The sequence below is a fragment of the Spirosoma luteum DSM 19990 genome, assembly GCF_000374065.1.
Lineage (GTDB): Bacteria > Bacteroidota > Bacteroidia > Cytophagales > Spirosomataceae > Spirosoma > Spirosoma luteum.
Genome location: NZ_KB893290.1, coordinates 95,358 through 121,008, shown reverse-complemented (window position 1 = coordinate 121,008; position 25,651 = coordinate 95,358). Strand labels below are relative to the sequence as shown.

Annotated in this window: 24 protein-coding genes; 17 read left to right on the top strand and 7 right to left on the bottom strand. The window is 52.4% G+C overall.

The genetic code is table 11. The annotated features are described in order from the left end of the window. Positions 1 to 50: 50 nt before the first annotated feature. The 5 genes from B156_RS0123955 (at position 51) to B156_RS0123935 (ending at position 5,911) form a co-directional block, all read left to right on the top strand. A complete protein-coding gene (locus B156_RS0123955; protein WP_018622328.1) occupies positions 51 to 1,154 on the top strand; it encodes an alcohol dehydrogenase catalytic domain-containing protein in 1,104 nt (367 codons plus the stop codon). Beyond that, positions 1,154 to 1,972, top strand: a complete 819-nt coding sequence (locus tag B156_RS0123950; protein WP_018622327.1) for an alpha/beta hydrolase — start codon at positions 1,154 to 1,156, stop codon at positions 1,970 to 1,972. The genes B156_RS0123955 and B156_RS0123950 overlap by 1 nt, the downstream gene beginning before the upstream one ends. Positions 1,973 to 2,048: 76 nt before the next feature. Next, on the top strand, positions 2,049 to 3,311 hold the full coding sequence (locus tag B156_RS0123945; RefSeq protein ID WP_018622326.1) for an MFS transporter: 1,263 nt from the start codon (positions 2,049 to 2,051) through the stop codon (positions 3,309 to 3,311). 153 nt (positions 3,312 to 3,464) lie between these two features. After that, on the top strand, positions 3,465 to 5,300 hold the full coding sequence (locus tag B156_RS0123940) for a hypothetical protein (protein ID WP_018622325.1): 1,836 nt from the start codon (positions 3,465 to 3,467) through the stop codon (positions 5,298 to 5,300). 107 nt (positions 5,301 to 5,407) lie between these two features. After that, on the top strand, positions 5,408 to 5,911 hold the full coding sequence (locus B156_RS0123935) for a methylated-DNA--[protein]-cysteine S-methyltransferase (protein ID WP_018622324.1): 504 nt from the start codon (positions 5,408 to 5,410) through the stop codon (positions 5,909 to 5,911). A gap of 41 nt (positions 5,912 to 5,952) precedes the next feature. Here B156_RS0123935 and B156_RS0123930 read toward each other — a convergent pair whose 3' ends face one another. From B156_RS0123930 to B156_RS0123920, 3 genes are all read right to left on the bottom strand, one after another. Further along, positions 5,953 to 7,077: a GHMP family kinase ATP-binding protein gene (locus B156_RS0123930; RefSeq protein WP_018622323.1), complete on the bottom strand. Its 1,125-nt coding sequence runs from the start codon at positions 7,075 to 7,077 to the stop codon at positions 5,953 to 5,955. A gap of 212 nt (positions 7,078 to 7,289) precedes the next feature. Beyond that, entirely contained in the window at positions 7,290 to 7,667 is a 378-nt protein-coding gene (locus B156_RS0123925) for a hypothetical protein (RefSeq protein ID WP_018622322.1), read from the bottom strand. Positions 7,668 to 7,891: 224 nt separating this feature from the next. Next, positions 7,892 to 9,634: an alpha-amylase family protein gene (locus tag B156_RS0123920; protein ID WP_018622321.1), complete on the bottom strand. Its 1,743-nt coding sequence runs from the start codon at positions 9,632 to 9,634 to the stop codon at positions 7,892 to 7,894. A 175-nt stretch (positions 9,635 to 9,809) separates the two neighbouring features. Between B156_RS0123920 and B156_RS0123915 the strand changes: the two genes are divergently transcribed. Next, on the top strand, positions 9,810 to 10,499 hold the full coding sequence (locus B156_RS0123915) for a DUF421 domain-containing protein (RefSeq protein WP_018622320.1): 690 nt from the start codon (positions 9,810 to 9,812) through the stop codon (positions 10,497 to 10,499). A gap of 7 nt (positions 10,500 to 10,506) precedes the next feature. Next, positions 10,507 to 11,196 carry a DUF421 domain-containing protein gene (locus B156_RS0123910; RefSeq protein WP_018622319.1) on the top strand — a complete coding sequence of 230 codons (690 nt, stop codon included), beginning with the start codon at positions 10,507 to 10,509 and terminating at the stop codon, positions 11,194 to 11,196. An 81-nt stretch (positions 11,197 to 11,277) separates the two neighbouring features. Here the strand turns inward: B156_RS0123910 and metG are convergent, their stop codons facing one another. Then, positions 11,278 to 13,341: a methionine--tRNA ligase gene (gene metG, locus B156_RS0123905; RefSeq protein WP_026261018.1), complete on the bottom strand. Its 2,064-nt coding sequence runs from the start codon at positions 13,339 to 13,341 to the stop codon at positions 11,278 to 11,280. A 128-nt stretch (positions 13,342 to 13,469) separates the two neighbouring features. Between metG and B156_RS0123900 the strand changes: the two genes are divergently transcribed. The 4 genes from B156_RS0123900 (at position 13,470) to B156_RS0123885 (ending at position 17,630) form a co-directional block, all read left to right on the top strand. Beyond that, complete coding sequence (locus tag B156_RS0123900; RefSeq protein ID WP_018622317.1) at positions 13,470 to 14,591, top strand: AAA family ATPase; 1,122 nt, start codon at positions 13,470 to 13,472, stop codon at positions 14,589 to 14,591. Next, complete coding sequence (locus B156_RS0123895; RefSeq protein WP_018622316.1) at positions 14,584 to 15,087, top strand: hypothetical protein; 504 nt, start codon at positions 14,584 to 14,586, stop codon at positions 15,085 to 15,087. The genes B156_RS0123900 and B156_RS0123895 overlap by 8 nt, the downstream gene beginning before the upstream one ends. After that, the gene (locus B156_RS0123890) at positions 15,065 to 16,090 is read left to right on the top strand and encodes an NAD-dependent epimerase/dehydratase family protein (protein ID WP_018622315.1); all 1,026 of its coding nucleotides are present in this window, start codon (positions 15,065 to 15,067) and stop codon (positions 16,088 to 16,090) included. The genes B156_RS0123895 and B156_RS0123890 overlap by 23 nt, the downstream gene beginning before the upstream one ends. A gap of 115 nt (positions 16,091 to 16,205) precedes the next feature. Continuing rightward, entirely contained in the window at positions 16,206 to 17,630 is a 1,425-nt protein-coding gene (locus B156_RS0123885; protein WP_018622314.1) for a tetratricopeptide repeat protein, read from the top strand. A 75-nt stretch (positions 17,631 to 17,705) separates the two neighbouring features. Here B156_RS0123885 and B156_RS0123880 read toward each other — a convergent pair whose 3' ends face one another. Then, positions 17,706 to 18,290, bottom strand: coding sequence for a hypothetical protein (locus B156_RS0123880; protein WP_018622313.1), 585 nt, complete (start codon positions 18,288 to 18,290; stop codon positions 17,706 to 17,708). A gap of 282 nt (positions 18,291 to 18,572) precedes the next feature. After that, complete coding sequence (locus B156_RS0123875; protein WP_018622312.1) at positions 18,573 to 19,538, bottom strand: mechanosensitive ion channel family protein; 966 nt, start codon at positions 19,536 to 19,538, stop codon at positions 18,573 to 18,575. A gap of 51 nt (positions 19,539 to 19,589) precedes the next feature. Here B156_RS0123875 and B156_RS0123870 point away from each other — a divergent pair, with 51 nt between their 5' ends. Next, a complete protein-coding gene (locus tag B156_RS0123870; RefSeq protein ID WP_018622311.1) occupies positions 19,590 to 20,768 on the top strand; it encodes a cysteine desulfurase family protein in 1,179 nt (392 codons plus the stop codon). Positions 20,769 to 20,809: 41 nt separating this feature from the next. Here B156_RS0123870 and B156_RS0123865 read toward each other — a convergent pair whose 3' ends face one another. Beyond that, complete coding sequence (locus B156_RS0123865) at positions 20,810 to 21,163, bottom strand: hypothetical protein (RefSeq protein WP_018622310.1); 354 nt, start codon at positions 21,161 to 21,163, stop codon at positions 20,810 to 20,812. A gap of 75 nt (positions 21,164 to 21,238) precedes the next feature. Here B156_RS0123865 and B156_RS0123860 point away from each other — a divergent pair, with 75 nt between their 5' ends. The 5 genes from B156_RS0123860 (at position 21,239) to B156_RS0123845 (ending at position 25,514) form a co-directional block, all read left to right on the top strand. Further along, entirely contained in the window at positions 21,239 to 21,697 is a 459-nt protein-coding gene (locus tag B156_RS0123860) for an OsmC family protein (protein WP_018622309.1), read from the top strand. Between the two features lie 221 nt (positions 21,698 to 21,918). Then, positions 21,919 to 22,713, top strand: a complete 795-nt coding sequence (locus B156_RS0123855) for a thymidylate synthase (RefSeq protein WP_018622308.1) — start codon at positions 21,919 to 21,921, stop codon at positions 22,711 to 22,713. A 9-nt stretch (positions 22,714 to 22,722) separates the two neighbouring features. After that, positions 22,723 to 23,283 (top strand): pentapeptide repeat-containing protein, encoded by a 561-nt coding sequence (locus tag B156_RS0123850; protein ID WP_018622307.1) that lies wholly within the window; start codon positions 22,723 to 22,725, stop codon positions 23,281 to 23,283. Then, positions 23,261 to 23,422, top strand: coding sequence for a hypothetical protein (locus B156_RS32290; RefSeq protein WP_245563812.1), 162 nt, complete (start codon positions 23,261 to 23,263; stop codon positions 23,420 to 23,422). Before B156_RS0123850 ends, B156_RS32290 begins: the two co-directional genes overlap by 23 nt. 346 nt (positions 23,423 to 23,768) lie before the next feature. After that, entirely contained in the window at positions 23,769 to 25,514 is a 1,746-nt protein-coding gene (locus tag B156_RS0123845) for a helix-hairpin-helix domain-containing protein (protein ID WP_018622306.1), read from the top strand. Positions 25,515 to 25,651 lie beyond the last annotated feature (137 nt).

Below are 25,651 nucleotides of genomic sequence, written 5' to 3'. Positions count from 1 at the left end.
CATCCGGTCAACACCCGAACTGAAAACCATAAACCGAAAACCATAAACCAATGCAGGTTGAAGCCGCTATTGCCACCGGAAACGGACGTTTTGATATTGACATAATCGAGGTAGGTGAGCCGCAGGGCGACGAAGTATTGGTGGAACTGAAGGCCGCCGGTATCTGCCATACGGACTATGATTCGCTGTCCTGGGGGAAACCCATTGTGATGGGCCACGAAGGAGCGGGCCTCGTTCGGAGTGTGGGGCCGCTGGTTCGGAAGGTGAAGCCGGGGGATGCGGTTATCCTCAACTGGGCCATACCCTGCGGTCACTGTTTCCAGTGCCTGGAAGGAAACCAGCATATCTGTGAGATTAACTCACCGGTTACGGCTGGCAATAAAGTCAGTGGGGGCCATGCCGCCCTGGAGCGTACAACCTACAAAGGCCAGCCCATCGAACGGTCGTTTAGCCTCGGCACCATGTCGGGGGCTACCGTGGTGCGGGAAGCAGCTGTGGTAAAAACAAACGTCCCCATACCTTTCTCGTCGGCGGCTATTGTGGGCTGTGGCGTCATGACGGGCGTGGGGTCGGTGGTCAATGCGGCCCGGGTAAAACCCGGTCGATCGGTGGTGGTGGTCGGGACGGGGGGCGTGGGCCTGAATGTGATTCAGGGTGCCCGCATTGCCGGTGCCGGGATGATTATTGCTGTGGATGTGAACCCAGCCCGACTGGAGATGGCCACCCGGTACGGAGCCACCCACACCCTGCTGGCTGACCAGGCCGACAAGGGTCTGACGCAGTCGGTCATCGCCGTAAAACAGCTAACGGGTGGCCGGGGAGCCGATTATGCGTTTGAATGTACGGCCATTCCCGAATTGGGCGCAGTGCCGCTGGCCATGGTTCGGAACGCGGGGGTGGCCTGTCAGGTGAGTGGTATCGAGCAGGAAATCAGCATCGACATGACCCTCTTCGAGTGGGATAAAATCTACATAAATCCCCTGTACGGTAAATGCCGTCCGGAAATTGACATCCCCATTCTACTGAATCTCTACCAGAAAGGCGACCTGCTATTGGATGAACTGGTGACCCGGACGTATTCATTGAACCAGTTAAACGAAGCCTTCGACGATATGCTCAATGGGCGTAATGCCAAAGGCGTACTTGTTTTCTGATGGATAACCCGTTCCGAACCATCGAACTATCCGACCCTGCTTATGAGCACGACGGGTTGCGCTATATCACGGTGAAAACGCCCAATCTGGCGGGTAGGGGAGATATTACCGTCTGGTTACCGGCCCCTGAATTGATGGGGACGGAACCATTGCCACTCGTCATACTCCTGCACGGCGTGTACGGCAGTCACTGGTGCTGGTCGCTGAAAGGTGGTGCCCACCGAACCGCCGACCGGCTGGTGCGGACAGCGCAAATCCGCCCGATGGTGCTGGCCATGCCGTCTGACGGACTTTGGGGAGATGGCAGTGGCTACCTGCCGCACAACGGGCGTACCTTCGACCGCTGGATTGTGGACGATGTGCCGAAGGCAGTCGCCGAAGTTTTGCCCGAAAATCGACGGTCTGGCTTTCCATCTCAGCAATTTATTGCGGGTTTGTCGATGGGCGGATTCGGTGCGTTGCGACTGGCGGCCAAGTACCCTGACCAGTTCGGGGCGGTGCATGGCCTGTCGTCCATTACCGACCTGAACCAGATGCCGCTTTTTGCGGAAGAACCGCTCCGCGAATACCGGCAACCGGACCCCACCGACGAATCGGTACTGGCGCTGATGGTGCAAAACCGGGACCGGCTACCACCCATTCAGTTCGACTGCGGTACGGACGACCTGCTCATTGAACACAATCGAACCCTGCACCGGGCGTTGACGGAGCAGGGCATTCCCCACCAGTACACCGAATATCCGGGTGGGCACGAGTGGCCCTACTGGCAGGAACACCTGACCGACGCACTGCTGTTTTTTAATCGGTGGATGGGGTAATTTTATAGCCGGTTAATGGTTAGCCAGTTTAGTCAGGTAGTTACCAAAAGGCACACCAAGAATAAAAACTCGTTTTATGACACCCACCCAAGTCACTACTACCACTGCTGAACCCGGATTACTGTCGCGGGCCTGGCTGGTGGTGGGGCTGCTTTTCATCGTGGGCATGCTGAACTACCTCGACCGGGTCATGATCACCACCATGCGCGGTTCCATTGTGGAGGCTATTCCCATGACCGATACCCAGTTTGGGTTACTAACGGCGGTGTTTTTATGGACCTACGGACTATTGAGCCCGATGGCGGGTTTTCTGGCGGACCGGTTCAGCCGAAGCCGGGTCATTATTGGCAGTCTCTTCATCTGGTCGGCCGTTACCCTACTGACTGCCTATTCCACAACCTTCGGCGAGTTGCTGGTAACGCGCCTGTTGATGGGCGTAAGCGAAGCCTGCTACATTCCGGCCGCGCTGGCCCTGATTGTCGATTATCACCGCGGCAGCACCCGTTCGCTGGCAACGGGCATTCACATTGGCGGGATGATGCTGGGGCAGAGCCTGGGGTTCGTGGGTGGCTGGCTGGCGCAGGACAATACCTGGAACAGTCCCTTTCGGATTTTTGGCATTGTGGGCATTGCGTATGCCCTGATACTGGTTTTCTTCTTGAACGATGCGCCGTTGAGTCCGGTGTCCGCCGTTTCGGACACACCAAAAAACAGCGTTCATTTTGCATCGGCAGTGAAAAATCTGTTCAGTCGCGGAACATTCGTGCTGGCCCTGCTCTTCTGGGGTTTTTTGGGGATGGTGGGCTGGCTTGTTATCGGCTGGTTGCCTACTTATTACCAGGAACACTTTCAACTGTCGCAGGCAGAAGCGGGTCTGTACGCCACGGGGTACGTTCAGACAACGGCCCTGGTTGGGGTATTGCTGGGGGGCGCGCTGGCCGACCGCTGGAGTCGGACCAATCCCCGCGCCCGGCTGCTGTTACCCGCCATTGGCCTGTTGATAGCCGCGCCCAGTGTTTTTCTGGCCAGTGTAACGACTGTATTGCCAATCGCCATCATCGGCTTTGTGGTCTACGCCTTCACCCGCATGTTCAGCGATGCCAACATGATGCCCATTCTCTGCCTGGTGACCGACGAGCGGTACCGGGCAACGGGGTACGGAATCCTCAATTTATTCAGTTGTATTGTGGGCGGAGTGGGTATTTACGCGGGTGGGGTGCTCCGGGACCGGCACATCGACGTAAGTAGTCTGTTTCAGGTTGCCGCCGTCCTGATGGTGGTGTGTGCCGGTATCCTGTATCGCATCCGCCCCAAGCCGGAAACGGCAGGCGTAGTATAGGGGCGGGGTATGGGAGTTTATTGCCCAGATAGGGCCTCATAAAACGTGCGATTTCTGTCATTCCGACGACAGGAGGAATCTCAAGTGGGATGCCTGAGATTCCTCCTGTCGTCGGAATGACAAAGAATAATCAAAGCTTTACGTTACTGTGTAGTGAGTGGTAAAAAATACCTGAAATCCCGGCGGCAGTTTTTACGTAAAACATTGGCGGGCGTGGCGGGAACAGCCCTGTTACCTGGTTCATCCAGCGCGGCACCCGGCGTCGTTACGCCTGGCCCCGGGAGTGATGCTGCGGCAGGGGTACCGAATCCGGTTGTCGGGATGCACCGCAACCTGTTCAATGGGGATACCTGCGTTTATTTTTACAATCCTGAATTGTGGCTGCCCGAGGATGTTACTCTGAAAACGGTAACCAACACCCGAACGGGTAAGCTGAACGCCAAACCCAAGCCCGAAGGAGGACCGTTTTCTGCAAAGGCTATTCACCGCTACGTAGCGATGCTGGCAGGCTCAGGCATCGACACATTTGTTATCAACGCCAATGCATCCCGGGCCTGGTACCCCAGCCGCACCATGCCGAGTATTCTGGATGGCTATAAGCGGGGCGACCGGGATTTCTTTCGTGGTCACGCCGTTTGTGTGGGGGCTAAGAAACCGGCCGAAGAAGAAGCGTTTATCGATTCGATTATGCCGTTCATGAATCAGTATCAGGACTTGCTCGATGTCGGGGTAGACTGGCTGGCAGAAACGACTGTCGCCTGTCGGGAACAGAAAATTGCCCCCTGGGTCAGCATCCGCATGAACGATATGCACGGTTCGACCAACGCAGCGGGCAGTTTTTACAACGTACCCCTGCTCAAACAGCCCGAAATGCGACTCAAAAACTATTCGTATGGGCTGTATAATCTGCCAACCCGGCAGGGACTTAATTATGAGAAGCAGGAAGTCCGTGACTTTATGTTCGCCCAAATTCGGGAGGTTGTCGAGGAGTATGACTTCGACGGGCTGGAACTGGACTGGTGGCGAAATCCGCTCTGCTGCGAACCCAATGCGTCGGCCCAAACGCTCGCCATGATGACCGACTGGTTTCGTCAGATTCGCGCCCTGACGGAACGGCAGGCCAAAAAGAACGGGCGACCCTATCCGTTGGGGCTGCACATACCGGGTCGGCTGGGTATCCTGAAAAGCATCGGGCTGGACGTTGTAACCCTCTGCCAGGAAGGAATTATCGACTTTATCAGCCCGTCGGGGTTCTGGTGTACGACCTGGGATATGCCCCACGACGCGCTTCGGGCGCAGGTTGGAAACCGGGTGGCTATCTACGGTGTCATTGAAGACGGGGTAAATAATCTGCCGACGATGGACCCTGTACGCGACCAGACCCTGCCGATGCGCTACCTGTCGGCCAGCCCTGAACTGATGCGGGGCAATGCCGCCGGGAAACTGGCCATGGGAGCTGATGGTATCGAATGGTTCAACTTTTACAGTACAGACGCACCCCGCCTACCGGACCTGCGAGCCGATTATTCGTCGATGCGGGACATCGATAAACTGGATTCGTTGCGGGGGCAACCCAAACACTACTCCTTTGGTATTGGCGGGCGGAATTCAAATATGATTCCCTATGATTTACCGGCTCAACTCCCGGTGACCCTGGAATTTAATGCGCACCACGCCTTCACCGTCGCGATGTGCGCCGAACCAGACTCATCGGGGCTGGCACTGACCATTCAGATTATCACCAGCGCAGCCGACGACGTGACCATTTTAGCCGTTTCCTTCAATGGCACCTGGCCCCTGACAAAGCGTGACTGTGTCGAAAAACTCCTTTTCCCCTGCGGACCGCTTACGCATTTTACCAAAGAACACGTCGGGTATAATTACCACTTTCCCGTGGCATTGATACGGGACGGCTGGAATGAAATTGTGGTAGAAAATGCGGGTAAACAACCCATAACCGTGTCTTGTATTGAATTAGGGATAGCCTAGCCGAAATGCCGCTGATTCATTATCAAAACTACCCGCCTTTTGTCCGTTAATCGGTTAATTTGCGGTAATAATAGGAACGGGTCAATAAGGAATAGCTGACCAGCGAAATGACAACCACCATTTTTGATTCACCCCTCGGCCTGGTTCGGATTACCGGCGATGCCGAGGGCATTGCTAAGATTTCCTGCACGGATACCCCTACGTACAGCGAGATACTGGATATGTCGCCCGATAGCCTGCTCGATAACCCGGTTCGGCAGGCGGTCGAACAACTGATGGCCTATTTTGCCGGGACGCGTCAAACGTTCGATTTTCGACTCAATCCCGTAGGGACGACCTTCCAGCAAACCGTTTGGCGGGCGTTACTCGATGTACCGTTCGGCACCACCGTATCATACCTGGCTCTGTCCCGGCAGATTGGCGACGAAAAAGCGATTCGGGCCGTGGCGGCTGCCAATGGCCGTAACCCCCTCTGGATTGTGGCGCCCTGCCACCGCATCATCGGCTCCGACGGCTCACTGACGGGCTATGCCGGTGGGCTCTGGCGCAAGCAGTGGCTGCTGGAGCACGAAGGTGCCTTCGCCCGGTCAACGCAGCTATCCTTGTTTTAACACGGTATGTTTGGCCCATCCTAACAGAAAAACCTGCTGACTCACTCATTGACCGATTCCCGCATAACGGGGGAGTAGTTTTCGGTGGTCGTGCCCATATCGACCGAGACAATGTAAGCGCGTCCGCCTTCCCGTTCGATGGCTTCGGCAACCTGTTCGGCATTTTTGGGGGCGTAGGCAAACATGCAGCCTCCCCCACCCGAACCGTTTATTTTGCCGCCCAACGCCCCGGCTCCCAGGGCGGCATCGAGCATCCGGTCAATTTTTGGGGTCGAAATGCGCTGGGCATCGCGCAGATTGGCGTGGTGTTCGGTGAGTAACCGCCCGAACTGCGCATCGTCCAGCGGTAAATCATCAGTTGCCCGGAGCAACGTGAGGGCTTCCCGCAGCAGATCCCGGTTGGCCAGTGTTCCTTTCAGCAGGATATAATCGTCTTTTGGCAGGATATCCCGGTATTCTGAAATCGCCGTGATGGGCGTGGTTTGCAGAGAGAAAGCGGGAGTAAGTTCGGTCAACTGTTTGGCAATCCGTAACATACCGTATTTTACCCGGCCCAGAATACCAATGGTGTCTTTGGGGTCCTGCGAATTTCCGAGCACGAACGTACCGAGGGTCGGGTGGTAGGTTTCGAGGTGAATGGCGGGTTGTGATTCCAGGTAGATGACACCGCCGACGGCGGTTGAATAGTGGTCCATCATGCCACCCGGTTCGCCAAACTCCAGCACCTCGGCCCGGTAGGCCAGTTCGGCCAGTTGTTCGGGGGGGAGCTGCTGTGGGTTGTCGGCCAGTTGGGTTAGCACGCTGAGCCAGGTAATCAGCAGGGCCGACGAACTCGACGTACCCGCATTGATGGGGATATTTCCCCGCACCTCGCCGTCAATACCCGCACTGAACCGAAACCCGGTGCGGGCCAGTACGTTGATGGCACTGCGGAAGTAGTCGCGGTCGTGCTGGTAGGGGAGTGGTAACGCAGTCAGATCAAACTGTTCGGAGTGACTAATATCCGGCAGGTTCAGATGAACCCGCTGTCCGGCCGTACGTACGGCGGTGATCTGAATGCGGCAGGAGATAGCGGCCGCAATGACGGGCAGACCCAGGTAGTCCTGATGTTCGCCGAATAGACAGATGCGGCCGGGTGTCGATGCCGTAATGGCGGGGTTAATCATGGGGGTTGAAATGCGCTAAATGGACGACGAACATACACTCTTTACCGCAAATGGCCGTGTCTCATCAGGGATTCGGGCGTTTAAGCGCAGCATGACTGATGAGACACGATTCGATTTGGTAATACAACAGATCCTCAAATGAGTTGGAACATGAGCAGGAAGGCAGTTTTACGGCGCCCCTCCAGCTTTGATAGCGAACGAGCTGTTACTGCTTATTTCACCCGTTTGGCAACCGCGTCGAAGTTGTACACCTCCCCTTTGAGGGTATCCGCATCCACCTTCGTCAGGTTTAATGTTAAATCGGCCGCCTGGGGCGAATCAAAGGAGATGGCCAGTTTGTCGCCGTTCTCCTCTATTTTAGTAATGGCCATTTTGGGCTTGGTGGCATCGACCGCATCCGTCAGTTCGCCGGTGAGTTTGCCATCTTTCCGAACCAGATCGGTTACCAGTTTCACATCGCCATTGGGGGTTCCGGCAATCGAAATTTCCCATTTCCCGGCAAAAAAGTCAGTGGTTGGAGTGGTTTGTGAAAAGCCGTTACTGGCAATGCCCAGGAATAAAACGACGAAAAGCATACCGATTTTTTTCATTGTTGTACGAGATTTAGAATGAGATTTTAGTGACTTACCTACCGTAAATCCGGGTCAAGTTAACGCCTTATTCACAGTTTTGGGTCGTCGCTGTTTATTTTGTGATGGCGTGGCAAGCTATATCCGGGAATTAACTTTCCGGACAGGTAAACCGGAGAAGCGGGAACGGTTCGTTTCAGCCCGTTCAGTGATTGATTTGACCGGTGTGTAACCTTACTGGGTAACTAATCACGTTGTAACCGGTACCAACTGTAGCCATAGCCTGCCAGCGGAACCTGGTATACGCCGTTAGCGCCTGCCCGACTGGTCTTGTTGGTCGTCAGGCTAACCAGTGAACTGCCGGATTTCAGGCCCGTCGTTAGCTGGCATTGCTGGGGTTCGGAACTGAAATTATGAACCATGACTAATGATTTCCCTTTCCAGCTATACTGAATAGCCAGCACATGCTCTGAACCCGTGTCCAGCAGTTTCCACTTTCCCCAGCCAATTTCGGGACACTGTTTTCGGAGGTGAGCGAACCGGGTAATCTGGTTCAGTAAAGACGTTGAATCTGCCTGTTGAGCGGCCACATTCACCACCGGATACCGGTAGGGGCCCCGGCTAATGACGGGCCGCACTGGTTTTGCCGCTTCCGAAAAGCCGCCATTGAGTCCACCCGACCATTGCATGGGCGTTCGGATAGACAGGCGCTCCTTCAGGGACAGGTCGTCGCCCATACCGATTTCCTCTCCGTATCGGATAACGGGCATGCCGGGCAACGAGAATAGCAGACTATAAGCCATTTCGACCAGACGGGGGTCGCCCAGCATGGGAGCCAGTCGGCGACGAATGCCCCGGTCGTAGAGTTGCATGGTTGTATCGGCCCCCATGCGGTCGTATACTTTACGCCGTTCCGAATCGCTCAGCCTACCCAGATCAATTTCATCGTGGTTTCGCAGGAAATGCGCCCATTGCGCCGTAGGGGGTATGTCTTTGGTATCCTCCAGGGCTTTTCGCAGTAGCTTAGTTTCGCCGGTAGCCAGGGCGTAGAACAGGTGCTGATTGGCAAAAAAGTTGAACATCGTCTGCATGTTCTGCCCATCTTTCCCAAAATAAGGTTTCTGTTCGTCGGGGGCAACATTGGCTTCCCCCAGCAGGATAGCATCCCGTTTGTGCCACTGAATGTACTGATGCAACTGGGTAATTATATCAAACTGGTGTTCCGGATTTTCCGGGTCAAAATCGGGAGTGGCTATTTCAATCAGGAAGGGTACCGCATCTACCCGAAAGCCAGCAACGCCTTTATCCAGCCAATGCCGGATAATTTTTCGCATCTCCCGCTGCACGGCCGGATTCTGCATATTCAGGTCGGGCTGGAAGTCGTAGAAGCGGTGGTAGAAATAGTCACCGGCCTGTTTATCGAAGGACCAGACTTGTTTTTGCACCCCCGGAAATACCATCCCTTTATCCCATTTTTTGGGCCTTTCCTTTGACCAGACGTACCAGGAGCGATAGGGCGAATCGGCCCGTTTTCGGGCCTGCTGAAACCACGGATGCTGGTCGGAGGTATGGTTCGTAACCAGATCCATAATGACCCGCATACCCTGCTGGCTGGCCTGCTTCATGAAAGTGTCGAAATCCTGATCCGTTCCCAGGCGCGAATCGACGCTATAAAAATCGGCGATGTCGTACCCGTCGTCTCTATTGGGCGTTGGTTGAAAAGGCGCCAGCCAGATCGTTTCAACACCCAGTTTCTTCAGGTAACCGAGTTGATTGGTGAGGCCTCTAAAATCACCAACACCATCCTTATTGGAGTCTTTGAAAACCTCCACGTCTACACTATAAACAAGGCTGTTTTTGTACCAGAGCTCTTCAATAAAGTCGGTTGGCGTTGGAGTGGGGGGTGTTTCCTTCGATTGTGTTTCGGCAGTATCCTGCTGGCAGGCTGTCAAAAAGAGGGCTAATAAAAGCAGGGGGAGTTTTTTCATGAATGCCATGGGTGTTCCTGCACCACCAACATATGGGCAAATCACTCTGTTTGATGAAGCTCCTATTCCCGATTGTACGGCCTGCTTTTTTAGAAGTAACTTATAAAATATAGGAATAAAACAGAAAGTTTTGTCCTTCGCCAATCATTTAGCCTGCATGAAAAGTTAGAGGAAAATGGACAAAGAAGCTATCCATCTGGGCGATTGGCATCGCCTGTTAATTGGTGAAGCCCCGGTGGAGTTTTTGCTGGAGGTATTCATCCGTACTACGTTTATCTACCTGGCTGTGCTGGTGGTGATGCGCCTGCTTGGCAAGCGCATGAACGCGCAGCTTACCAATCTGGAACTGGCCGTGATGCTCACCATGGGCGCCATTATTTCTCCTGCCATGCAGCTACCGGACCGGGGCCTGCTGGCGGGGGTGCTAGCCCTCCTGTGCTCGCTTACTTTTTTAAGAGGCACCAACTGGCTTGGATTCAAGAGTAGTAAAGCGGAAAAAATAATTCAGGGAACCGAAACGGTAGTGGTTAGAGATGGGATCATTCAGCTCGATGCCATGGCCAGAAATCGGCTGTCGCACCAGCAGATTTACGCTGCGCTACGGGCAGACAAGGTCTATAACTTGGGTATGGTGAAGCGAATGTATCTGGAGGCTTACGGGATGTTCAGCATTTATCAGGGTAGGGAGAACAAGCCGGGTTTATCCATACTACCCCTCCCCGACACCGAGATTCGTTCCATTCAGTTACACCCTGATAGCAGCACCCTTGCCTGTACCAATTGTGGTCATACGGTTCTGGCAGAACCCGAACAGCAGCCCTGTTCCGTTTGCCAGGCCAATGAATGGGTAGACGCAATTTTATAAATCAAACATGGATAAGGAAGCTATTCATTTATACGACTGGGCCCGGATTCTGATTGGTCAGGTTCCAGGTCAGTTTTATATCGAAATCCTGATACGAACGGCTTTCATTTACCTGCTGCTGGTTGTTTCTATGCGGTTAATGGGTCGGCGTATGGCTTCCAAATTGAGTCGGAATGAAATGGTAGCCATGGTTTCACTCGCGGCTGCTGTTGGGGTGCCAATTCTGGATGCACAGCGCGGGCTGTTACCCATACTGATCATTGCGGTGGTCGTGGTATTTACCCAGCGGCTTGTTTCCTACTGGGCTGCCAGAAACCAGAAATTTGAAGGAATATCGCAGGATATACTGAGTACGCTGGTGGAGAACTCCGTTATGCAACTGGCTACCATGGAAAATGCACAGATTACCCGTGAGTTGCTTTTTGCGGTGCTGCGATCAAAAGGCATGACGCATTTAGGGCACGTTAAGCGGCTGTATATGGAAGCTAATGGTTCGTTTACCCTAATTGAAGAACTGGAGCCGAAACCAGGCCTTTCGATACTGCCTGAATGGGATGCTGAGTTTATCCGTCAGCAGCCTCAGGCACCGGAGCAGTCCGTTTGCTACCATTGTGGTAAGGCACGCTCACCATCTGGCGCTCACCGCGACGAGTGTAGCAACTGCGGGCATGATGAATGGGTTTCTGCGCTGAAATAAATAAGCCCGTTACCCCCGCTAGCCTGCTTAATAATGAAGGCTAGCGGGGGTAACGGGCTTGTTTCCGCATCGGAAAGGGATTTACGAAACCGTGCCTCCATTCCAGACCGCGTCGGGTGGGGCAATGAGGGCCAGTTTACCGTCGCGGTCTTCGGCCATCAGAATCATCCCCTGCGACTCATGGCCCATCATCTTGCGGGGAGCCAGGTTGGCCAGAAAGGTTACCTGTTTGCCAATAATTTCCTCAGGGGTGAAGTGTTTGGCAATACCGCTCAGAATCTGCCGCCCGCCCAGTCCGTCGTCTACTGTCAACTTCAGGAGTTTATCGCTTTTGGGTACGCGCTCGGCTTCGGTGATGGTACCGATACGAATGTCCATTTTAGCAAAATCATCGTAAGTAATCTCATCCCGAACAGCCGGAACGGCTTTGGTTTCCAGCTCATTCATACGTTTGGCATCCAGTAATTTCTGAATCTGTCTGTTTATTTCGTCGTCTTCAATTTTGGCAAAAAGCAGGTCGGCGGGTCCGGTTGGAGCCTTTCCCAGGGCGTGGCCTTCGATCAGGAGGTCGGCGCGGCCCGCGTTCGTCCAGTCAAAATCTTCCGTGATGTTGAGTTGGGTGCGTAGCTTCTCCGCCGTAAATGGCAGGAAGGGTTCACAAACAATGCTCAGGTTGGCCGAGATTTGCAGGGCTATGTTCAGGATGGTATTTGCCCGGAGCGGGTCCGTTTTGATGGCTTTCCACGGTTCGGTTTCGGCCAGGTATTTATTCCCCAGTCGCGCCAGGTCGAGCAGGTAGCCCAACGCTTCACGAAACCGGTACTGTCTGATAGATTGCCCGATGCGGTCGGGAAACAGCACCAGTTCATCCAGTACCTGCTGGTCATAGGCTGTCAGTTCACCAAGCACCGGAACGTGGCCTTCCGTCATTTTATGGGTCAGCACCACGGCCCGGTTCACGAAATTGCCGAAAATCCCAACCAGTTCGGCGTTGTTCCGCGTCTGGAAATCTTTCCACGTAAACTCGCTGTCTTTGGTTTCGGGGGCGTTGGCTGCCAGCACATACCGCAATACGTCCTGTTTGTCGGGCATTTCCTCCAGGTACTCGTGCAGCCAGACCGCCCAGTTGCGCGAGGTGCTGATTTTGTCCCCTTCCAGGTTCATGAACTCATTGGCGGGTACATTGTCGGCCAGGATAAAGCTACCCTCGGCCATGAGCATGGCGGGGAAGATGATGCAGTGAAAGACGATATTGTCTTTGCCGATGAAATGGACCAGTTTTGTGTGTTGGTCGCGCCAGTATAACTCCCAATCCTTCCCCTGTTCGGCAGCCCATTCTTTCGTCATGGAAATGTAGCCGATGGGCGCGTCGAACCAGACGTACAGTACTTTACCGTCGGCATTGGGCAACGGCACGTTAATACCCCAATCCAAATCGCGGGTCATGGCGCGGGGGCGCAACCCCTCTTTTAACCACGACTGGCATTGACCCGACACGTTGGTTTTCCATTCGGGATGGCTGTTAACGTATTGCTCAATGGCGGGCTGCATCCGGTCGAGGGGCAGGAACCAGTTTTTGGTCGAACGCATCACCGGTTTTGAGCCGGAGAGTGTGGAGTGTGGTTCAATCAGCTCCGTTGGGCTGAGGGCCGTGCCGCAGCGTTCGCACTGGTCGCCATAGGCATTCGGGTTGCCACAAACGGGGCAGGTACCCACAATGTAGCGGTCAGCCAGAAACTGATTGGCTACTTCGTCGTAGTACTGCTCGGTCACCTCCTCATCGAAATCGCCTTTTTCATAGAGCTTCAGGAAAAACTCCTGCGACGTGTCGTGGTGAACCGGGCTGGACGTCCGCGAATAAATATCGAACGAGATACCGAACTGGCTGAACGACTCCTTTATCTGCCCGTAGTATTTATCGACAACTTCCTGGGGGGTAATGCCTTCTTTTTTCGCTTTAATGGTGATGGGTACGCCGTGCTCGTCGGTACCGCTGATAAAGGCGACGTCCTTACCCGTTGAGCGGAGGTAGCGTACGTAAATGTCGGCGGGCAGGTAGCATCCGGCCAGGTGCCCGATGTGAATGGGGCCATTGGCGTAGATAAGAGCCGCCGTAACGGTATAACGTTGGGGATTTTCCAGCATCGGGTTGATGTTCATAAGCTGAAGAGCAACGGGCAGCATGGGGTTATCGCTGACCGCAAATTTGGGCAAAATTAGCAATTCAGTCCCGAACCTTGTTATGTTTACACAAAGAGAACCGCCGGGCTGCCATGGAGAACAACATACCGAATACGAATAATTTCCTGAACTGGGTTGATATTAAAAACTTCAAGTCTATCAAAGACCTGCACTTGGACTGCAAGCGCGTGAACGTCTTCATCGGCAAGCCAAACGTCGGGAAATCAAATATTCTGGAAGGGTTGGGGTTGTTGGGGGCAGGGTACGATAAGGGGAAGTTGTTAAAAGGTTTAGCCAGATACCAAGACGTTAAAGATCTGTTCTGGGATTTTGATACTAGCAAATCTATAGAAGTTGCAAGCAACAGAAAAGTAGTAGCTGTTAGTCGTGGATTTGGATTAGTTGCTCATAATAATAATGAAATTGTAGGGAAGATAACCTCTTACGAAGTCGGTGGATTTGAGCCGGATGATTTTCAAGTGAACCTGGATGAAAGACGAAAGTTTGGCATGTTAACAGGTACAGCCAAAGCTCACCGAAGAATCAATGAAAATGGTTTTGCAAGTGAAAGTATACCTGACAATCCTGAAAGGAAGCGTTTATTTGAAGAAAAGCTGAAAGTCGTAAAAAAGTATGATTTTGCTAACGTAACGCAATTTGAAAATTTATTTCAGGACTTTTTACTACCCCCTGATGGAGCAAATCTTTACGCTGTGGTAAGAAGAAATAAAGAACTATGGGCCGACTTTGCTAGACTATTTACTGACCAAAAACTTGAATTAGTATTATTTGATTCTACACAAGAATTTTTGCTCCAGAAAAAAATAGAACATTACGTTTGGCAGTATCCATACTTCTCCATTGCCGATACTTTCCGGCGGTTCATGTTTTACATCACGGCCATCGAATCCAATAAAAACTCAGTCATCATTTTTGAAGAACCGGAAGTGCATTCCTTTCCACCCTACACGCAGGAAATGGCCTACCGGATGATATATGACGAGGATAATCAGTACTTTATCTCGACGCACAGCCCGTATATGCTGCATCCGTTCATTGAAAAAATGGATTACAAAGACCTGAACGTTTTCATTACCTACTACAAGGATTATCAGACTCATGTCAGGGCATTGACGGAAGAGGAGTTGACGGATATTCTGGACTACAGCACGAACGTATTTTTCAATCTTAACAAGTTCGAGCCTAATGCCTGATCGTATTCGCCTGTATCCCGAATGCCATGCAGACACGGCTCTTATCACCTATTTCAGTACAAACCCGCTGATAATTGAACATGCTGCCGGTATAAACGAGGTTTCGAAGGCGCTGGAAACCGTGAAGTCAGATGCGGTCACCTTAATTGGTATTATCGATAATGACAAACACAAACCCCGGTACCTGCGTACATTTCAGACGATTGAAGAGGCTGACAAAGTCTGCTTCCGGCACATACCGGAATCAAATCAGTATTTGATTGTTATTGACAAGGCTATCGAAACCTTTTTGCTCTGGAACGCCAATCAGGTTGATCTGAATCTGGCTGATTATGGGTTTGCTGCCGATGTTCGTATACTGGGTGCAAAGTTGAAAAGCCAATCCATCGAAACTGATTCTAACTACCTCCGCCTGCTCACTGATCTCCACACGCGTCAGGCACCCGGCTTCCTCACGCTCGAACGTATTCTGAATGATTTCATCCCAGTCAACTAACGCGGTTTTTATTACCGGAGCCACCGGGTTCGTCGGCTCCCACATTACCCGGCGGTATCTGGCCGATGGGTACGCGGTTTCGGCTTTGTACCGGCCAGCCAGTGGCTACGGATTGCTGGCCGATATGGCGGAACGCATTGATTGGCACGAGGGAGATGTCCTGGATATTCCGTCGCTCGAAGCCGCCATTGCTCCAAACTGCGACGTTATTCATGCGGCTGCGGTGGTCTCTTTCTTCCCCAAAGATCGCGACCGGATGGAGCATATCAATGTGGAAGGTACTGCTAACATCGTGAACGTGTGCCTGAAAGCGGGCGTGCGTAAACTGGGCTACGTTAGCTCGGTGGCGGCCATTGGCCGGCCAGTTGACAAACGTGGCAAACCGGATGAACCGATGACGCTCGACGAGGAGCAAAAGTGGGAAGAATCCCCCAATAATTCGGGGTATGCCATCACCAAGTACCAGGCCGAACTGGAAGTGTGGCGGGGGGTGGCCGAAGGACTGAATGCCGTAATGGTTAGTCCGTCGGTGGTATTGGGCGTGGGTGACTGGAGCCGCAGCAGCCTGCAACTCATTAAATATGTGTACGATGAGAAACCGTTTTATCCGGCAGGGCTGGTCAACTATGTGGATGTGCTGGACGTAGCGGATGTGGTAGCCGGGTTGATGCAGTCCAATATAACGGCTGAGCGCTACATCCTGAACGGGGGCACCATTCCCTACCGGTCTTTGTTAGAACAGATAGCCGGTGCCTTACATAAACGACCTCCCGGCATACGGGTTGCTCCGGCATTAACGCGGCTGTTATGGCCGCTGGAAGCCATGAGGGCCTGGGTAACGGGAACGAATCCCCTGATTACGCGGGAAACGGCCCGGTCATCGGGGGCGCTGTATCAGTACAACGGGCATAAGATAGAGCAGGTGCTTGATTTTCAGTACCGGACATTAAAAGACACATTGGGGCGGGTGTCGGACGCGTTTAATGAGGGGAAAGCGGGTTAGTAAATTTTCGGGCATTCGGTTGGTGTTTTGATTTTTTGAGTATATATTGAATGGCCAAAGGATAAATCGCGCCATTGGCGCGGCCCCTATCCGCCAAAACTTTTAAGGCAATAGCATGGAGCAAGAGTTCGAAGAACGAGAAGGCGATATCAAGGAAGCAATCCGGCGTTTTGAGCAAATGCTGGACCAACAGCAAAGCCAGTTTTTCGACCTGGATGTCTACGAGCAAATGGTTGAACATTACCTCAACCAGGGCAACCTAGACAAGGCATTTAAAGCCGCCGAATCCGGTCTGGAAAACTTTCCTTATGCGCTGGAGTTGATGCTCGACAAAGCCCAGATTCTGGCTAATTTTCAACGATTCGACGAGTCGCTGGATTTGCTGGAACGGGCTTCATTGTTTAATCCCGGTGACCTTGATGTGCCGTTCATGCAGGGTTCTGTACTGAACATGGCCGGGCGATACGAGGAATCTATTCAGGTGCTGGAAGAACTGCTGGACCGGACTGAAGATAAGGATGATATCCTGTTTCAGCTGGGACAGAGTTACCAGAACTGGGGGAAATTCGATGAAGCCATCACGCAATATAAAAAGTCGATTGCGCTGAACATTAACAACGAAAATGCCCTGTATGAACTGGCTTTCTGCCTGGACATTACGGGCGAACTGGAAAACAGTCTGTCGTATTATCAGCAGTTGATAGACGCAGACCCGTATTCCTACAATGCCTGGTACAACATCGGTATTGCATACAGCAAACTGGCGCGTTTTGCCGAAGCGGCCGAAGCCTACGATTACGCCGTTATTATCAAGTCTGATTTTGCGTCGGCGCACTTCAATCTGGGCAATACATACATGAACCTGGGTCTGTTCGAGAAGGCGGAAATTTGCTACCGGGAAACCCTGAAATACGAAGAAGCTACCGCCGATACGTATTGTCATCTGGGGGCTAGTCTGGAAAAACAGGACCGCGTTCCCGAAGCTATCAAGGAGTACCGCGAAGCCATCAAGATGGATGCGATGTGGGACGAAGCCTGGTATGGACTGGGCGTTTGTCTGAGCGAATCGGGCGAGTGGTATCAGGCCCTGCCTTTTCTGCAAAAGGCCGTAAAGCTGAACGACCAGAATGGGGAGTATTACATTGCCATTGCCGAAACGGAGTACAAAATCGGGAATGTGTTATCGAGCGTGGAGGCTTTCGAGAAGGCCGCCGAAGTAGATGCCGAAAACCCCGATGTGTACCTGACCTGGTCACTGGTACCGTTCGACCAGGGCGACTTCCTGCGGGCCAACGATATTATTCAGGCAGGTATAAATGATATGCCTGCCGATGCTGATTTGTATTATCGCTCGGCGGTTTATCTGATTCACGCCGGTCATTACCGCGAGGCTCTTATCCAACTGGAAGCGGCCCTCTCGCTGGATTACGACGCTCACGTGCAATTGTTTGAATTCTTCCCGGAACTGGAAAAGCAAAAGGCACTGTACAAGATTATTCAGCAGTATAAGAAAGAAGAAGAGGAAGGCGAGGAAGAATAAGCGCGTATGATCCTCCCAAAAAGAGAGCACCCATCCGGCCGGGCCGGATGGGTGCTCTCTTTTTGGGAAACCGGTTTAGTTAAGCCTGGCTACGGCTTTGACAATTTCGTTTTTATTCAAATAGGAATCGGGTATCTGGCTACCTGTCTGCTCTCGATAGCCATAGAACCATCGGTTAAATTTGGGGAGCGATGTAAACTTTTTGACGTTACCCGCGTCGTCCTCCACGTAGACTTTCCGGCCTATTTCACCCGGTACTTCATCAACCAGGAAATGGCGGTCTAAAACGCGGGTTGAGCCACTCGCTAACTGCCGATAGAGCCGATGGCCTGAGCGGAGAAAAATGGTGGAGTCTGCCCGGTCAGTAACGGACGTATCCGCACCAGCCAGTATCAGTCTATTGATTATAGACAGGCCTAGACGTTGCTGTGTAGCCTGACTGTTAGCGCGGTATATGAAGGTAGATCTTCCGTTGAACTGGAATCGTCCCGTCAGCAAGGTGCCGTCGGTCAGCAGGGCAGTACCATCGTGGTACTTATAGTCGATTGTCGGCGATTGGTTCACGAAAACATACGTTGTGTTGCTTGGCGTGAACTTTCCACTCTGTCCCCAGGAATGAGTGGCGATGAATAGTAGCGCGAAGAAAAGAGTCTGTTTCATAAGCGGATGTGATGGCTATTTTTCACTAAAATAAGTATAAAGTGATTGGATTGTGTCAAGTACTCAGTGTTTTAGAATGAGCCGGAAATTCGTCGGCACCCTCCTGGCGGATGGGACTACGTACCAATGGGTTTATTAATAAATTAACCCCTACGCCGACCTTGCCCTGCGCTATCAGCAAAATTCAAACGTGAACAGATCATGTTTTGTCTGTCACCCTTTATTGCATGGGCACGTTGCTGATGGTGATTTTACCGCACGGTAGCTATGGTCAACCGGTTGTCAATCCGGGCCGATTTCCTTAGCTGCTGTTTCGTTTGGCTGATTTGGTTGCTGCTGTTCGGCCAGTTTCTGTTTCAAATCGAACGTGCCTATCGGAAACATTAACAGAATATGGTTTTCATCGAAGGCGCGTTTGAGGGCCATTATGGCTTCACTTTGTGCAGACAAGGCACTGGTAGTAGCCGGATTAATCCAGAACCAAAGGATAAACTGAACGCTGTTATCACCAAAATTCCGGTAATGCAAATCGACGGATTTGTTCGGTATCAGAAACGGCAGGCTGGAAATAGTGGCTTTGGCTACCCGCTGAGCCGTTGCCAGATTATCCAGATAGGACACCCCGGCGGTTAGTTCGATGCGTCGCAGCCCCATCCGGGAGTAGTTGGTGATGGGTTTCTGAAACACGTCTTTACTCGGTATTTCGACCGTTTGCCCTTTTCCGTTATCAATCACGATGGAGCGTAGTTTGATATCCAGTACGTTGCCCATAAATCCGTTGGTTTCGACCAGGTCGCCCACCTGAACCGGGCGGGCCAGGGCAATCATCGTTCCCGAAATGAAGTTAGCTGTCAGGTCCTGAAAGGCAAAGCCAACGGCCAGTGCAATAACCCCGGCACCCGCCAGCAAGGAGGTCAGGGCTTTATCCAGCCCTAGTACACCCAACGCCACGAATAACCCCACGGCTATAATCAGCACGCGGATAAGTGCCCCCGACAGGTTTATCAACGAGGCATTGTGGCTGAACCGGTCAAATCCGCGCACGACCTGACGACTAATCAGACGGGCCAGAAACGTGAAGACGATCAGAATCAGAATAGCGACTGCCAGATTGGGTAAGTAACGAACGGCGGTACGAATCCAGGTGGTGAGTTCGGCGTAGATAAGACCGGTAGCCTGCGTAATATTCATGCTGACTGGTGAAATAGTAATTGTCCATAGAACGATACCAACCTGATTGTGTTTCATCAATAAGCCGATTGGCCGTACCTTTGCCCGCTACACAAACTCGATTAGTCGATGACACCTCCTGATGCCGTTTATCTCGATAACGCTGCCACTACCCAGCTTGACCCCGATGTGCTGGAAGCCATGATGCCACTCCTGACGGCGCAGTTTGGAAACCCATCCTCCATTCATAGCCATGGTCGGGCGGTGCGGACAGCCATCGAGAAAGCGCGAAAAACAGTAGCGTCGTTACTGAACACTTCCCCCGCCGAAATTTTCTTTACCTCGGGCGGGACCGAAGCCGATAATACGGCTATCCAGTGTAGTATCGAAACCTACGGACTAACACACGCTATTTCTTCACCACTGGAGCACCATGCCGTGCTGCATACCCTCCAGCACCTGGAAAAGCAGGGCAAAATACAATTGAGTCTGGTTGATATAGACGAGAAAGGCCGCGTAGATGTGGGGCATCTGGAAGCGCTGTTGACACAAAATTGGAGCGTTGGCGCAGCCCGCTCGCTGGTATCGTTAATGCACGGCAACAATGAAATCGGGAATCTGCTGGATCTGAATCGGGTGGGGGAGTTGTGCCGGTCATACGACGCTATTTTCCACTCCGACACGGTGCAGACGATGGGACACTTCCGGCATGATTTACAGAAGCTGCCGGTTGACTTTATCGTGGGCGCGGGCCACAAGTTTCACGGTCCCAAAGGCGTCGGGTTTTTGTACGTCAATGCCAGTAACGTAAAAATTCACCCCTATATCTACGGTGGTTCGCAGGAACGGAATATGCGGGGAGGCACCGAGAATGTATACGGTATCGTTGGGCTGGCGAAGGCGCTCGACATTGCGTACCGTGATATGGAAGCGCACCAGCAGCACATCACGGCACTGAAACGCCGGATGATTGAGCGGCTGGTCGAAAAAATGCCGGACGTACAATTTAACGGCGATTCGGCCGATATCGACAACAGCTTATACACCGTGTTGAACGTAAGTCTGCCCGCGTCGGACATCAGTGATATGCTCCTGTTTAGTCTGGATATTGCCAAGATTTCGGCGTCGGGCGGGTCGGCCTGTTCGAGTGGGTCCGATGTGGGTTCGCACGTATTGGCTGCGTTGCCCGGCCTGGACGCCAGTCGCGGCTACGTTCGCTTCTCGTTTGGTAAGTACAACACCACCGATGAAATTGACTACGCCGTCGATACGCTGGTGGGGTTGTATCAGAGAGAATTGGTGAAGTAGGGGCCTGATTTTACGGCTAAATTCCCCACCTTATCGGCCCGTTAGAACAGGCCCTGACCCAGGAGGTGCTCCAGTGAAAAGGGCTTGTTGTTCAGAATGAAGAAGTAAACTAAACCGGCCAGCACGACGTAACTGATAGCCAGCCATTTCTTTTTCTGGGCAAATTCAGCGGGGTTATGGTAGTAGTCGTAAATCATGGAAGTCGACAGGGCCATCACCATCAGGAAGAACGAGAACACCCCGAAATCTGTTCGGTAGATGCGTACCGACTGCATAAACCGGGCACCGGAAACGATATATAGTAACCAGGCAACAAAGCCAGCCCGGTACAGATAAACGCTGAGCCGCCGGTCGTTTTTGAGGTCGAAGATATCATCGGTGTATTTTTCAGACATGGCTTGTATACAGTTGGGCAGAAACGCTGCCTGAGTGAAAAGTAACGGTTCTTTTCCATAAACGCAAAAAAGACAATGATTGATTCACAACCAGTTGAAACGGTTCAGGCCTATAAAACAATGCAGGTAGAGCTAGCCCGCGTCGACGATGCTTTCCATTTTGAGGCAGTTGGAATGTCGGGGGTGACGCAGCACATCGATGCGGCTACCGATATTGGTGGGCACAACGCTGGCGCAAGGCCCATGGAAATGTTACTGATGGGACTGGCCGGGTGCTCGGCTATCGACATCGTGTTGATTCTGAAAAAACAAAAACAGGTCGTCGACGATTTTCGGATGAAAGTGGATGGCATGCGGGAGAAGGATGCCACGCCTTCGCCCTTCAAAAAAATTCACATTACTTACCTGTTTAAAGGGCAACTGGACCCGGAAAAAGTAAAACGGGCCATTGACCTGTCGATGGATAAATACTGCTCGGCAACGGCTCAGTTTCGCCCGTCAACCGATATTACGTACTCCTTTGAGATTAATTGATAAGGCAACAGGGATAATGTAGGATGACAGGCATTGATTACTCAGGCAGATTAGTTAGGTTATTTTTTTGTCATCCCGACGCAGGAGGGATCCCAAACATCAGGACAATAGAGATCCCTCCTGCGTCGGGATGACAAAAATAACTTGCTGTGTTTCCACTACCCTGCTTATTAGAAGCTATCTCCCATTGTTCATTTTACGGTGCCTATTAACCAAATCTTATGCAACAATACCACGACCTGCTCCGCCACATTCTTCAGCATGGCACCCGCAAAACCGACCGCACCGGCACCGGTACCATCAGTGTATTTGGCTACCAGATGCGCTTCGATTTACAGGCTGGTTTCCCGCTCCTGACGACCAAAAAAGTGCATACCCGCTCAATCATCCACGAGTTGCTATGGTTTATCAAGGGCGATACGAACATCAACTACCTGAAAGACAACGGCGTGTCAATCTGGGATGAGTGGGCCGACGAGAATGGCGACCTGGGTCCGGTATACGGCAAGCAGTGGCGTAGCTGGGCGGCTCCGAATGGGGTGGTCATTGACCAGTTGACCGATGTGCTGAACCAGCTCAAAAAAACGCCGGATTCGCGCCGGATGATTATATCGGCCTGGAACCCGGCCGATGTGCCGAATATGGCCTTACCCCCCTGTCATTTGCTGATGCAGTTTTATGTGGCCGATGGGAAACTGTCCTGCCAGCTTTACCAGCGCAGTGCGGACGTATTTTTGGGTGTACCCTTCAATATTGCCAGCTACGCCCTGCTCACGATGATGATTGCGCAGGAGTGCGGTTACACGGCCCACGAGTTCATCTGGACCGGTGGTGATACGCACCTGTACCTGAACCACCTGGAGCAGGTAGATACCCAGTTGGCCCGTCAGCCCCGCCCACTACCAGCGATGCGGTTAAACCCTGATGTGAAATCGGTTTTCGATTTTACGTATGCCGATTTTACGCTCGAAAACTACGAGCCATACCCGGCGATTAAAGCACCCGTGGCCGTATAGACAGGAGCAATGGAGTATTATAACCAGGTCTTCGACCAGACGTTTCCGGCGCAATGGATGGGTCAGGAATTTGAGGAGTGTACATTCCGAAAGCTGGATTTGTCCCGAACAGCGTTCACGAACGCCAACTTCGTCAACTGCCATTTTGAGGGTTGTAACTTAACGAGGGCCGAACTGAAAAACACGAAGTTATACGACGTCCGCTTTTCCGGCTGTAAACTGCCGCATGTCGATTTCAGCCCCTGCAATGCCTTTGGGTTTTACATCAGTTGTCAGGAATGCCAGCTTGATTACACCATTTTTATTGACCGCAAGCTGAAGAAAGCGCAGTTTGTCGACTGCTCCATCAAAGAAGCACAGTTCGTTAAGTGCGACCTGACCGGAACGGTTTTCAAGCACTGCAACCTGGAGCTAGCCCGGTTCGAGGGCAATAATCTGAGTCAGGCCGACTTCGCCAGTTCGTACAATCTGGAGCTGAATCCAGACGATAACAAAGTGAAAAAGGCCCGGTTCTCGCTGCACAACCTACCTGGCCTTTTGACCAAGTATGACCTTGTCATCAGTCAGTGAATGGATTGTTGGTGAGGTATATTGCGCGCACCCAGCCCGGCTCTCCTCATCGCTGCTGATTAACCAGTTTCTGGTATTCGTCCTCGACCATGTTTCGTTCAACACCGCCCCGATAAACGGCAAAGTAGTGCGATATTAAGCCAATGCTCCAACCAGTCATGGAAAAAAGCGGCCACGGAAAAGTCCACCTGAAATGGGCCGAAGAGAAGAAGGCGTAGCTACTTAAGGCTCATATAAGTCAGAAACCGGTATTGATAATCAGATACGTGCGCAGGTGTATTTTAAAACCAATGCGGGTTTTGGCCTGTTTCCACAGATAAGGATTACGGTTGGGGCAGTTGGGGTGAATTCCATCGACTTTTTGTTATTTTTAAAGGTTAATTGATTCCGATTGCCGGCTGATGGGATAAAGGTATAATTACCCGTAGCGACGTCCACGGAAAACGGACCGATTGCCTAACTTGCCGCGTAAACTGCCATTTTCCATGACCAATGCCGACATCGTTGACCGACTCGAACAAACAAGCCGGTTAATGGAACTCCACGACCGTGGCGACGGATCGACGGATGCGTTTAAAATCCGTACGTACCAAAGTGCCGCTTTTACCCTCGATAAATCAACCACCGATGTAACCAGCCTTTCCGTCGATGAACTGGTTAAAATTCCTGGTATCGGGAAGTCTATTGCTCAGAAGATTCGCGAAATTATTGACACCGGTCACCTGACCGAACTCGATGAACTGCTGGCGCAAACGCCCACCGGGGTACTCGATATGTTTCGTATCAAAGGACTGGGTGTCAAAAAAGTGCGTACCCTTTGGCGGGAATCCGGTATTGATAACCTCAATGACCTTCAGCGGGCGGGTGAACAGGGCGAGATTGCGAAGATTAAAGGATTCGGGGCCAGTACACAGGAGAAAATTCTGGCCGAACTGGCCTTTTTGCAGGAGCAGCGGGGTAAAGTGCGGATGGACAAAGCAGCCGTGGTGGCCACACTCCTGCATGACGCACTGATAACCCATTTTGACCGGGTTGAGATTAGCGGACAGGTTCGCCGGAAAGCGCAGGAAGTCGACACGGTACAACTGCTTATCCAAACCAGCGACCCCGTTTCCGCCATGCTGACCATCAATCAGGTTACTGGTCTGGAGCAGCAGGAGTTGGATTCATCCCCTTTCGCCTGGCGGGGGCGGCTGACCGGTTTCGATGTGCTGGTAGAGTTATTGTTTTACCCGGCCGAGCAGATAAACCGGCAATTATTCATTCATACCGCTACCGATGCCCACCTTCAGCAGGTAAGCGATGGGGGGGCTCCGTTGTTGCAAATTGCGTACACCAGCGTTGTGTCGGAGGCTGTCGATACGCCGACGCAGGCCGTGGAACAAGCCATCTACGCCAGGGCTGGTTTGCCCTATATCGTTCCCGAAATGCGGGAAGACGACTTTGCTTTCCGGTGGGCCAGCCGCCATCAGAATGATGAACTGGTAACCTGGGAGGATCTTCGTGGTACGCTCCACAACCACAGCACCTGGTCGGATGGGAAGAAATCGGTGGCCGACATGGCCGCGTACTGTCGCGAACTGGGCCTGACGTATTTCGGTATTGCCGACCACTCCAAAACGGCTTCTTACGCCAATGGCCTCGATACAGACCGGGTACACCAGCAACAGGCTGAAGTGGACCAGCTCAATGCTGGATTCGGGGGTGATTTCCGGATTTTTAAAGGAATTGAGTCCGATATCCTGGGTGATGGCTCGCTGGATTACGATGATGCCACCCTCGCTACCTTCGATTATGTAGTAGCTTCCGTCCACCAAACCCTCACCATGTCGCTGGAAAAAGCCACTACCCGTTTGCTGAGGGCTATTGAGAATCCCTACACCACGATTTTGGGACACCCCACGGGCCGGCTGCTACTGGCTCGTGAAGGCTATCCCATCGACCATCGCGCCGTCATTAACGCCTGCGCCGAGCACAAGGTCGTTATCGAAATCAACGCCAGCCCCTACCGTCTCGACATCGACTGGCGGTGGATTGACTACGCCATGCAGCAGGGCGTTCTGTTGAGCATCAACCCCGACGCGCACGACCTGCCCGGTTTGCTGGACATGCACTATGGGGTGGCCATCGGACGGAAGGGCGGCCTGACAAAAGCCATGACCTTCAACGCACTGACACTGGCAGAGATGACGGATTACCTGCAACAGCGTCGAAAGAGAATACAGGGCTAACCGAGTTGACTGACTACCAGGAAATTAATAATCAGCTAATGAATACCTGCTGATAGGGTAAATAGAGATGTTTGCCCCTTTATACTGTTAACCCACACTCTTACCAGTCGATTGTGATTTACGTTCAATTCTGCTCT